Here is a 10,627-nt window from a genome sequence, read left to right as displayed (position 1 = left end):
GGCTTAATACTCTTCGAAAATCTCTTCAAACCATGTCAGCTCTATCTACAACCTCAAAGCAGTGCTTTGAGCAACCTGCGGCTAGCTTCCTAGTTTGCTCTTTGATTTTCATTGAGTATAAAATCCTAACAAACTCAATACTTTAGTAGTCTGATATGCCAATCTCATGAGGTCTTTTTATCATTTTCCATCATATCCTGACGCAAATGTCTACTGATGTCTCTCATCAGTTTCATTTCTAGTAAATGAAAATCAAACTCGGAAGCTCACCGTAGCTTGCTCAAAACACAGCAAGACAAAGCTGATGACGTAAAAAGATTTTCGAAGAGTGTCATCATCAATTTCAGACCATTTTTTATAATAACCATTTTATTTTTATCTGTCAAGGTCTTTGAATTCTTTCTTAAACAAGCCTTGTAATCTCTACTTTTGAAGAATTTATTTTTCCTTACTGGCAATACTTGAGACGATACAGCTCCCTGATAATAAGCTGACCAAGATTAGTCACAAGCAACTCTCCTTTCTCAATTACACTAAATTGCTTTCCTTCCTCTGGGAAAAGTCCTCCACTCTACTTATTCACTTAGAAAAAACGCATAATATCAAGTGCTGAAAAAACTGATACTATGCATTTATTGTGGGGATATTTACTTCATTTTCTATTAAAAATTGATTTTTCTCAGTATTCTAGCTTATATAATGTTTAAAATTCAAATTCCGCAAGCACATCTCGCCCACTGGTGACCAATTTTGCCCCTTCTTGAATCAAATGATGGCAACCATCTGATAGCCCATCTAAAATGCTACCAGGAATAGCAAAGACATCGCGTCCTTCTTCCATTGCTCGCTCACAGGTAATGAGACTCCCCGAGCGCATCTTAGCCTCTGCTACAATCACGCCACGGCAAAGTCCAGCAATGATGCGATTACGGGCAGGAAAATGAAATTTCAGAGGTTGTTCGCCAGGTCCATATTCACTGAGAACCAGATGATCATTGCCGATGTAGTCTTGCAAACGTTTATTGGCTTTAGGATAAAACACATCCAGTCCTGTTCCAATCACTGCAATGGTTTTTCCGCCATTTTGAAGAGCTGCCATATGAGCTGCTGTGTCAATGCCCTTGGCTAATCCACTGACGATAACCAGTTCATTTTCCAAGCCTTGAATGACTTTTTCAACTGACTTAGCTCCCTGTTTGCTACAAGCACGACTGCCCACGACCGCTACCTTCGGGAATTTCAGGAGGTCAAGATTTCCCTTGTAAAATAAAAGTACAGGCGCATCATATATTTCACTCAAATCCCAAGGATAACAGTCATCTAAAATAGAGAAAGATGGAAATTTTTGAAACTCTTTCGACAAATGCGCATCGTCTATCTGAAAATAACGTTCCATAAAAACGGCTGGATTACGGCAACCTGATATATCTGCAATATCACCCAACAAAAGCTCCTGATCAACATTTTCACCGTATTCTAGCACTTTCAAAATCTGTTGATTGGTCAAACCTGATTTTTTTAACTTATAGATTTCATAGTTTGTGATTTTCATAAATAACTCCATTTCTTTTTCTACTCATCTATCTATTCGTAAAAGTTCGTAAAAAATCAAAAAAACATCCGACTATTTTGTCAGATGTTGGAATCTTTAATTTTCGTTTTTAAGAATTTCTTCTAATTTATGGTAGTCTTGGACACTATCGATTTCATAGATACTATTGCCTTCTAATTCTTCGACATAGACATCTAGCTCTTTGATATTATCCTTAACCATATTGTCCCAGTAGAGATCAACAAATTCGCCACTTGCATAAGCCTTATCGATAAAGCTGACAATCTTTTCTGCAGTTGGAGCATCCCAGAAGGATACACCACTAAGGATGCGACCTGCCTTGCTATCAACAATAATGTCTTGAACCTTGTAGTCATCTCCATAGACCAAGAACCATTCGTTGGTACAATCTTCACGATAAACACTAAAATAAGTCGAACGAGTCAAATCATTGCGGAACATATTTTTAAAGAGATAGTTATCGGCATCAATAACATAGCTGTTGGCCAATTCTTCTTTTACAAGATAGAGAGAGTAAAAGTTATTGTAGTCAGCGTATTTATCATTGAAAACGAGACGAACACCGTATTTCTCTTTCAAGTAATCGAATTGTTCTTTAAGATAACCGACAATGATGATGATGTCATTGATTCCTTTTTCTTTGAGAAACTCAATTTGGTATTCAATCAAGGGTTTTTGATTAACCTGAACCAAGGCTTTAGGGGTATTTTCAGTCATAGGACGCAAGCGAGTTCCCAATCCCGCTGCTAAGATGATGGCTTTCACACGAATCTCCTTTATTCTTTAATAATAATATAAACTCCAGCAATAACGACAAGTGACGTAATAATTGTCAGCATATCTAGCGGTGCACCTAAGAAAACAACTGCAAACAAGACAGTCCAAACTACATAACTCACGTTCAATCCTGTAGCCTTGGCTGGTTGCAAGCGATTGATAGCGATATAATAAGCCAAGTAAGAAATCATATCAAAGGCTGCAAAGACAATCATAAGACCTAGCAATTGTCCATTGGCTACTGCGGTAAATGACTGATGAGAGAAGAGCACAATCACAAGATAGGACAAGAATGAAGTTACTTGACGGATTAAGAGGGCCTCAATTTCACTCAATTCACTTTCCATGGCAAAGGAGCTAAGGACACTCTCACTCCCCCATGCAATAGCACAAACTAAAGCACAGAGAATACCAATGTAGAAGGAATTAACCTGTTCAACCTTATAGGTCTGAGCAATTATCCCTCCAATAATCAAGACAATCCCAAATACAGTATTTTTTGAAATCTTGTGCTTCAAAAAGAAGAAAGCCAATAAAACTGAAATCGCAGGGTAAATAGCCGACACAGATGAAGCTAAGGAACTTCCGATATACTTAACCGCATAAAGATTGGCCTGCATACCGATAGGGCCTGCTAGCAAGGCTCCGATGATGACACTCACATTGCGAATATTTAAGAAAATTGAGAGGCGAACTTTTCCTTCTTTTACCAAGAGAAAAGCTAGTAAGATAAAGATACTCAAGAAATCGTGAGCAGCGGCCACCACAAAGGGCGACAAATCTGTAAAAATCGAAAAGATGTAAGCACTAATTGTTAGACCTAAACCCCAGAAAATACCTGAGAGTAGACCAAAAGGAACTCCGTTTTTACTTTTCATCTGAACCTCCATAAGAAGTCAAACCTTTAACAGCTCTTTGGTAACGACTCACACCATAGTCACCAAAATCTGCACCTTGCTCTTCCTTATAGACAGTCCATAGACTCCAAATAGTGTCTTGTAAAATTTTATAAATGGCAATCTTTTCACGAGAGACAGGTGTTTGCTCACTCTCATAGTGAGACACGAAGTCTTCTTCCTCTTGACGAGTGAATTCAGACTCTAAAAAGAGAGCAGCCAAATCCCACATTGGATCGTTCATTGATGAATATTCCCAGTCAATCAAATAGAGTCGTCCTTGAGGTGATTCGATAAAGTTTTCAGGCACCAAATCGATATGACAAGATTTTCTGTCAACACCTAAGTCAGCTAGTCTTTTCTCTAAGGAGAAGACTTCTTCTCGAACAGCTTCATAGTTGGCATAAGGGATTTTCTCTTCAATCAAGGATTCGTATTTTTTGATTTCTTCAAAAGGAGCAAATTCTCCTCTTAATTCCTTGCCAGAAGCATGAATGGTTTGTAAAATTGGAGCAATTTTATCAAATTTGGTCTTGATTGACGTTGAATCAAGCGTAATCGCAGATTCGATATACTCATTTACTTTGATATCAGCTTCAATATCAAAAAGGTAATTTTTTACATCTAAGTCTAAATCCTTTAGTAGTTCAAGATTGTACTTTTCATCTTGACGATTGATCAGCTTTTCTGTCCCTTTACCAAAGAATTTAACAATGTATTGCTTATTTGTTGTTTTGGCCAAATAGTTTTGATTGGTCATTCCACCCAGTTGTTCAACACTGAGGACTTCCTCTTCTTGACTAAGTAAGGAAGAAATTTTTTCTTTAATGATTTTCTCCACAATTAACCTCCAGCACTTATACTTCCCACTTAAACACGGTTTTAAAGGCTGTGTTTAAATCGGTCGCAAAGACACGGTGAATATCTTTAATTTCTCTTACAGGTTCTTCTAGATAAAGGATATTTTTAAGACGATTGGCAAATTTCTTAACTTCCATCATTTGGATTGCATTTTCAAAATCAATGCGACCAGAACGAGAGGAACCAACCAAGAGCAAGCCTTTTTCTAAGGCATCGCGAGTATTGAGATTGACTTTATATTCGCTAACTCCCATCATGAGAATCGTTCCCTGAGGACGAATGTAGCGAATCAGGTCATTTATAGCCGGTCCAGTACCATTACCACCACAACATTCAAAAGCATGGTCAAAGGCCAAATCTTCGGGAATATTATCAGTGATATAGCATTCTTTGGCAAATGAGAAAAGTTCCAATTTTTCCCAATGACGACCAATAACCACAATCTCTGCTTCTGGCAAAGTATAGTTGATAATATTGGCAACCACAAAAGCTAAACTTCCATCTCCGATAACGGCGATTCGGTCCCGCTTGCTATGAGCAAGAGTCAATAGACGATTCATAGCGTGCATGCCCACACTGACAAACTCTGTAATGGCTGCAACCGTATCTTCGATAGCATCATAAGCCACCACACGGTCTTTAGGAAGAGAAACAAATTCTCTCATAAAGCCATCAAATCCACTAGACAAGAAATGGGTTCCTGTCATGTAGTTTTCATAGAATTCTTCATCGCTCTGCATAGGAGGCTGATTAGGAATCATGACAACTTTTTGACCAACCTCATAGGTTCCCGTCGGGTCAGAAATAACGGTTCCACATGACTCGTGAATCATTGCCATTGGAAGCTTTTTATTCAAAATCTTGGGATCACGTTTTCCCTGGTAGTAACGCTGATCCGCATGACAGACCGCCATATAATTAGGACGGATAAGGATATGATTTTCTTGGTCAATAGCCTCTTCCTGATATTTGACATTGATAAACTTAGGCTTAGTTAGTTGATAAATTTGATTAATCATTTTACTAGTCTTTCTCAATCATACTTTTTGCAATCTTCAAATCTGTCACTGTTGTAATTTTTAGATTTGAGTATTCACCTTTGGCCAAGGCCACATCTTTTCCTTTAATCACAAAGATTTTACATGCATCTGTTAAGATTTCTTTCTCTTCGGCAGATAGAGAACCGTAAAGGTCCATGAAGTCCTTACAACGGAATGTTTGAGGTGTTTGTCCTTGATAAAGGTGAGCACGATTTGGAATATCTGTAATAAATTGACCATTGGTACTTTCAACGATAGTATCAACCGCTTCTACCACTGTGTCCACTGCGTCATGATTTTGGGCAAGTTGGATATTGTCCTGAATCATGCGAAGTGTAATAAATGGACGAACAGAATCGTGGGTAACAACGATATCCTCTGAAGTAAGCGGACGATAAGCATCAATGGCTTCAATGATTTTCTCAATACTTGTATTGCGGTCAGCACCACCCTTTGTAATGATGATACGTTCCTTATGAAGAGGAAGATATTTATCTACAAGATCTTCTGCATGAGAAACCCAGTCTCCATGAACCCCAACTACAATTTTTTCAATACTTGGTTCCAAGACAAATTTTTCAATTGTATGAATCAAAATAGGTCGATCACCTAGCTCTAAAAATTGTTTTGGCAAGTTACTGATTCCCATGCGTGTGCCAGTTCCACCAGCAAGAATTCCTGCATAAATCATCTATTTTCTCCTTTGTCTTACTAAAAAAACTTATTCTCTCTATTATACCACAATCTAGTCCTATCATAAAAGAAATACTAGTCATCCCGTTCTAGAATAGAAGGATTAAAGAGTTCTATTATTCAAAGAAACTAGTCCATTTCTAGCAACGACTAGGAATTCTGTCGTCATTACTAATAAATGGCTGTGAAATTTTAGAGTCCTTCAGAATAATATACTTTCCTTAAAGAAAACTTAAAATTAAGCTTTGAAGCTTCAAAGTGATTACTTGACTTATACTCAATGAAAATCAAAAAGCAAACTAGGAAGCTAGCCGTAAGCTGTACTTGAGTACGGTAAGGCGACGCTGACGTGGTTTGAATTTGATTTTCGAAGAGTATAAAAGCATAGAAAAAAGGAATCAGGCTTAGAACCTGGTTCCTTTTTAGTTGCTTGATTACATGATGTGAAGAACATGTGCCACAATACCCACTGCGAAGAGGGCAAGGATAATAGTGATTGGAGATACTTTTTTCTTAAGCAAGTACATGCAAAGTAAAGTAAGGAGTAGTCCTGATAATCCAGGAATCAACATATCCAAGTTTTGTTGGAAAGTAGTAACTTTTTCAGGAGTTTGAGACAATCCTTGTCCTACTTGTGCGAATGCTTCTTGGATACCTTTAGACCCTTCTGGCAATTTATCCCAATGGATATAAGCCTTTTCATCTAGTTGAACTTTAGAAACATCGAAAGCAAATTTAATATTTACCCAGCGTTGAACAAGGACAGCAAGAATGAACATCCCAAGGATAGAAGCTCCTTTAGTGATATCTTGAAGGATACCACCAGACATATCTTTAGTGATTTCTGATCCAGCCTTGTATCCAATCTCTTGAACATACCACAAGAATGACATACGAATCAAGTTCCATGCAACAAAGAAGAGGAGTGGCCCCAAGATATTGCCAGTAAGGGCAAGTGAAGCACCGAGAGATCCAAGGATTGGGCGTACTGTAAACCAGAATACTGGGTCACCGATACCAGCAAGAGGTCCCATCATACCGATTTTAACCCCTTGGATAGCAGCGTCATCGATTTCCACACCGTTAGCACGTTCTTCTTCAAGCGCAAGAGTAACCCCCATGACTGGAGCAGCTACGTATGGATGAGTGTTGAAGAACTCAAGGTGACGCTCAAGAGCAGCGATTTGATCTTCTTTTTTAGTATAGAGTTTTTTGATAGCTGGAATGAGTGTATAAGCCCAGCCCAAGTTTTGCATCCGTTCAAAGTTCCAAGACCCTTGTAAGAAGGTTGAACGCCACCAAACTTTTTTACGATCTGATTTAGTTAATTGAAGTTTTTCAGTCATGATGTTTTCAGTCCTTTCTTATCTTAGTAGTCTTCTAGGATATCGCCGATTGGGTCGTTAGAAGTTGCGGCTCCTCCGCCACCATTTCCACCAGTTTTAGAAAGGTGAAGGTAGATAAGAGCGATAGCAACACCGATAGCACCGAATCCGATTAGAGTAATATCTGACACAGCAGCGAGAACGAAACCAAGAGCGAAGAATGGCCATACTTCACGAGTTGCCATCATGTTGATAACCATGGCGTAACCAACGGCAACGACCATACCACCACCGATAGCCATACCATCTTTGAGCCAGTCTGGCATGGCACTAAGGATACTTTGTACAGTTTCAGTTGGTACCATAAGGAGAAGAGTTGCAGGAAGCGCGATACGAAGTCCTTGGAAAAGTAGCGCAATAAAATGAGCGCGCTCAACGGCGCCGAAGTCACCTTTTTTAGCGGCAGCATCAGCAGTGTGAACCAATCCAACTGAAATTGTACGTACAATCATAGTTAAGAATAGACCAGCAACGGCAAGAGGGATAGCAACCGCTTGGGCAACACCGATACCTGTCTTGGTAAAGTCACCGCCAAGAACCATGATAATGGCAGCAGCGACAGAAGCAAGTGCAGCATCAGGAGCGATAGCAGCACCGATATTTGACCAACCAAGGGCAATCATTTGAAGCGATCCACCGAGGATAATCCCTGCTTCCAAGTGACCTGTTACAAGCCCAATAAGGGTACAGGCTACAAGTGGTTGGTGAAATTGGAACTGGTCGAGGATGCCTTCAAGACCTGCAAGGAAGGCTACACCGACTACTAAAACCATAGAAATAATAGACATATTTAAAATCCTTTCATAAATAATGGCTTATTTGACATTGGCTTTGTTAATCAAGTCAAACAAATCTTTTTTCGTGTCGTTTGGTACTTTACGTACATCAAATTCAACACCAAGGTCACGCATTTTTTCAAATGTAGCAACGTCTTCTTTGTCCATAGACAAAACGGTATTGACCAATGTTTTACCTGTTGAGTGAGCCATAGAACCAACGTTAAGAGTCTTGATTGGCACGCCGCCTTCGATGGCACGAAGGGCATCTTGAGGTGTTTCAAACAAGATAAGGGCATGTGTTTCTCCAAAACGTGGGTCTTTTGAAATCTCAATCAGTTTTTGAATTGGAACCACGTTAGCCTTGACATTACCTGGAGCTGCTTGTTTAATCAATTCTTTACGAAGGTCGTCTTTAGCCACGTTATCTGAAGCAACGATGATACGATTTGCTTTTGAATCTGGAGTCCAAGCAGTTGCAACCTGACCGTGAAGTAGACGTGTGTCAAGACGGGCAAGATTGATTTTCAATTTACCGTCTCCGATAACAGTTCCTTCTGGGATAGCAGTTTGGGCAACTGGAGCAGCTGCAGCGCTTGCAACTTCTTCAACTGGATTTAGCTCTTCTGGAAGAGCTTTGATGCCATCTTTGGCTTCTTTAATGATATTAGCAGCGACTTTTTCTACACCTGCAGCAGCGTCCATGAGGCGCTCTGTGTAGGCTTGAATCAACATCGGTAAGTTAAGTCCTGTGATGATGGCAAACTTACGTTCGGGATTTTCTCCCATCACGCGACTAGCTTGGTTAAATGGAGATCCACTCCAAAGGTCAGCCAAAACTAGAACCTCATCTTCTGCGTCAAATGCAGCAACAGCGTTATTAAACTTAGCGTATAGATCATCAGGGCCTTCATTTGGCATAAAGGTTACAACTTGAACCTTTTCTTGTTCACCAAAGATCATAGATCCTGACTGATGAATACCCGCAGCAAATTCGCCGTGGCTCGCAATAATGATTCCGATACTCATTATTGTCATTCCTCCTTTTTTGTTTTAGTTTTCATTTAAGAAAACTTTAATACTGTTTAAGTATAAACCGTTTTCATGTAAAAAGCAACTATTTATCATAAAAAATTAAAAAAACTTTTACTTTTGGATGTTGATATATTGAGTTTTTTGAGGAGTAATATTGAATCCACATTTAAAAATTTAATATAAAAAAGTTGAAAGAAGCTTCCAACTTTTAAAATAGGTTTCTATTAGATTAGTGGGTGAAGTCGAGTACCATACGTCCTTGGATTTGACCTTTTTCCATTTCGTCGAAAATGGCTACGGCATCTTCTATTGGACGTTTTTGAACAACTGGAACTACTAAACCTTCTGCACCGAATTGGAAGGCTTCTTCCAAGTCTTTACGAGTTCCTACAAGAGAACCGATGACTTGGATTCCATCGAGGACTGTTTTAACGATGCTGAGTTCCATCATTTCAGAAGGAAGACCGACAGCGACAACGCGACCACCAGCACGAACTGAGTCAACAGCCTGGTTGAAGGCAACTTTAGATACAGCAGTTACGACAGCTGAATGAGCTCCTCCATCAGTTTTTTCCTTGATGAGTCCTGGTACATCATCAACTTCGAGGCCGTTAATCACAATGTCAGCGCCTACTTCTTTTGCAAGGGCAAGTTTGTCATTGTTGATATCAACTGCGATGACATGAGCATTGAATACTTTTTTAGCGTATTGAACAGCGAGGTTACCAAGCCCACCAGCACCGTAAAGAACAACCCATTGGCCTGGTTCAACTTTTGCTTCTTTAATAGCTTTATAGGTTGTTACACCAGCGCATGTAATAGAAGAAGCTTGGGCTGGATCAAGTCCGTCAGGAACTTTAACAGCATAGTCTGCAGTTACGATACATTGTTCAGCCATACCACCGTCTACTGAGTAGCCAGCATTTTTTACTGTACGGCAAAGGGTTTCGCGACCAGTTGTACAGTATTCGCAAGTACCACATCCTTCAAAGAACCAAGCAACGCTGACGCGGTCACCGACTTTAAGGCTTTTTACATCTGGGGCAATTTCTTTAACGATACCAACACCTTCGTGACCTAGGACACGTCCTGGTACCTGACCGAAGTCGCCATGGGCAACGTGGAGGTCAGTGTGGCAAACACCACAGTATTCAATTTCTACAAGTGCTTCCCCAGTTTCAAGTGGGCGGAGTACTTTTTCTTCAACAGCAACACCAGTGCTTTCTGGATTTACAACAACAGCTTTCATAGCTATCCTCCTTTATATTGACCGAGAACAGGGACAACGGGACTGGATTGATTTTGTGTCAACAGAGTCGAGTGTGACGAGCTCTCTTGTATTTATATGTGAAGTATATCACAAAAGAAAGCCTTTTCCAAGGTTTTGGAGGCAAAAAGTAGAACAATCGATTAATACTAAACTAAAATAAAAAAGCATTATATAATAGTAATATGAAATCAACTAAAGAAGAAATCCAAGCTATCAAAACACTTTTAAAAGACTCTAGTACAGCTAAATATCATAAACGCCTTCAAATCGTTCTATTTCGTCTGATGGGTAAATCTTATAAAGAGATTATAGAGCTTTTAG

10 protein-coding genes and 1 pseudogene are annotated in these 10,627 nt (G+C 39.5%); 1 reads left to right on the top strand and 10 read right to left on the bottom strand.

Annotation, left to right across the window (positions count from 1 at the left end):
- Positions 1 to 703: 703 nt before the first annotated feature.
- The 10 genes from dprA to adhP all read right to left on the bottom strand — a co-directional run bounded on the left by dprA (position 704) and on the right by adhP (position 10,285).
- Positions 704 to 1,552 (bottom strand): DNA-processing protein DprA, encoded by an 849-nt coding sequence (gene dprA / locus HT699_RS10110; RefSeq protein WP_000705307.1) that lies wholly within the window; start codon positions 1,550 to 1,552, stop codon positions 704 to 706.
- A 96-nt stretch (positions 1,553 to 1,648) separates the two neighbouring features.
- The gene (locus tag HT699_RS10105; RefSeq protein WP_000643965.1) at positions 1,649 to 2,338 is read right to left on the bottom strand and encodes a sugar phosphate nucleotidyltransferase; all 690 of its coding nucleotides are present in this window, start codon (positions 2,336 to 2,338) and stop codon (positions 1,649 to 1,651) included.
- An 11-nt stretch (positions 2,339 to 2,349) separates the two neighbouring features.
- On the bottom strand, positions 2,350 to 3,228 hold the full coding sequence (locus tag HT699_RS10100) for a DMT family transporter (RefSeq protein ID WP_172930624.1): 879 nt from the start codon (positions 3,226 to 3,228) through the stop codon (positions 2,350 to 2,352).
- Positions 3,218 to 4,087 (bottom strand): choline kinase LicA, encoded by an 870-nt coding sequence (gene licA / locus HT699_RS10095; RefSeq protein WP_172930623.1) that lies wholly within the window; start codon positions 4,085 to 4,087, stop codon positions 3,218 to 3,220. Before licA ends, HT699_RS10100 begins: the two co-directional genes overlap by 11 nt.
- Positions 4,088 to 4,103: 16 nt before the next feature.
- Entirely contained in the window at positions 4,104 to 5,126 is a 1,023-nt protein-coding gene (locus HT699_RS10090; RefSeq protein WP_050389974.1) for a ribitol-5-phosphate dehydrogenase, read from the bottom strand.
- A 4-nt stretch (positions 5,127 to 5,130) separates the two neighbouring features.
- Positions 5,131 to 5,838, bottom strand: a complete 708-nt coding sequence (locus HT699_RS10085) for a 2-C-methyl-D-erythritol 4-phosphate cytidylyltransferase (protein WP_023940235.1) — start codon at positions 5,836 to 5,838, stop codon at positions 5,131 to 5,133.
- A 436-nt stretch (positions 5,839 to 6,274) separates the two neighbouring features.
- Positions 6,275 to 7,186 (bottom strand): PTS system mannose/fructose/sorbose family transporter subunit IID, encoded by a 912-nt coding sequence (locus HT699_RS10080; protein WP_000136861.1) that lies wholly within the window; start codon positions 7,184 to 7,186, stop codon positions 6,275 to 6,277.
- A gap of 23 nt (positions 7,187 to 7,209) precedes the next feature.
- Complete coding sequence (locus tag HT699_RS10075; protein ID WP_000022712.1) at positions 7,210 to 8,013, bottom strand: PTS mannose/fructose/sorbose transporter subunit IIC; 804 nt, start codon at positions 8,011 to 8,013, stop codon at positions 7,210 to 7,212.
- A 27-nt stretch (positions 8,014 to 8,040) separates the two neighbouring features.
- Positions 8,041 to 9,030 carry a PTS sugar transporter subunit IIB gene (locus tag HT699_RS10070; protein ID WP_138699697.1) on the bottom strand — a complete coding sequence of 330 codons (990 nt, stop codon included), beginning with the start codon at positions 9,028 to 9,030 and terminating at the stop codon, positions 8,041 to 8,043.
- A gap of 235 nt (positions 9,031 to 9,265) precedes the next feature.
- On the bottom strand, positions 9,266 to 10,285 hold the full coding sequence (gene adhP / locus HT699_RS10065; protein ID WP_000649181.1) for an alcohol dehydrogenase AdhP: 1,020 nt from the start codon (positions 10,283 to 10,285) through the stop codon (positions 9,266 to 9,268).
- Between the two features lie 203 nt (positions 10,286 to 10,488).
- Between adhP and HT699_RS10060 the strand changes: the two are divergent.
- Positions 10,489 to 10,627, top strand: a pseudogene (locus HT699_RS10060) (IS630 family transposase); the annotation flags it as partial.

Origin of the sequence: Streptococcus sp. 1055 (assembly GCF_013276815.1) — a bacterium.
GTDB lineage: Bacteria > Bacillota > Bacilli > Lactobacillales > Streptococcaceae > Streptococcus > Streptococcus pseudopneumoniae.
This window is presented reverse-complemented; position numbering and strand designations above follow the sequence as displayed.

Excerpts from the sequence above, each read along its gene's own strand:
- dprA (WP_000705307.1), bottom strand. The coding sequence starts at position 1,552 with ATGAAAATCACAAACTATGAAATCTATAAGTTAAAAAAATCAGGTTTG.
- HT699_RS10100 (WP_172930624.1), bottom strand. The coding sequence starts at position 3,228 with ATGAAAAGTAAAAACGGAGTTCCTTTTGGTCTACTCTCAGGTATTTTC.
- HT699_RS10090 (WP_050389974.1), bottom strand. The coding sequence starts at position 5,126 with ATGATTAATCAAATTTATCAACTAACTAAGCCTAAGTTTATCAATGTC.
- HT699_RS10085 (WP_023940235.1), bottom strand. The coding sequence starts at position 5,838 with ATGATTTATGCAGGAATTCTTGCTGGTGGAACTGGCACACGCATGGGA.
- HT699_RS10080 (WP_000136861.1), bottom strand. The coding sequence starts at position 7,186 with ATGACTGAAAAACTTCAATTAACTAAATCAGATCGTAAAAAAGTTTGG.
- HT699_RS10075 (WP_000022712.1), bottom strand. The coding sequence starts at position 8,013 with ATGTCTATTATTTCTATGGTTTTAGTAGTCGGTGTAGCCTTCCTTGCA.
- HT699_RS10070 (WP_138699697.1), bottom strand. The coding sequence starts at position 9,030 with ATGAGTATCGGAATCATTATTGCGAGCCACGGCGAATTTGCTGCGGGT.
- adhP (WP_000649181.1), bottom strand. The coding sequence starts at position 10,285 with ATGAAAGCTGTTGTTGTAAATCCAGAAAGCACTGGTGTTGCTGTTGAA.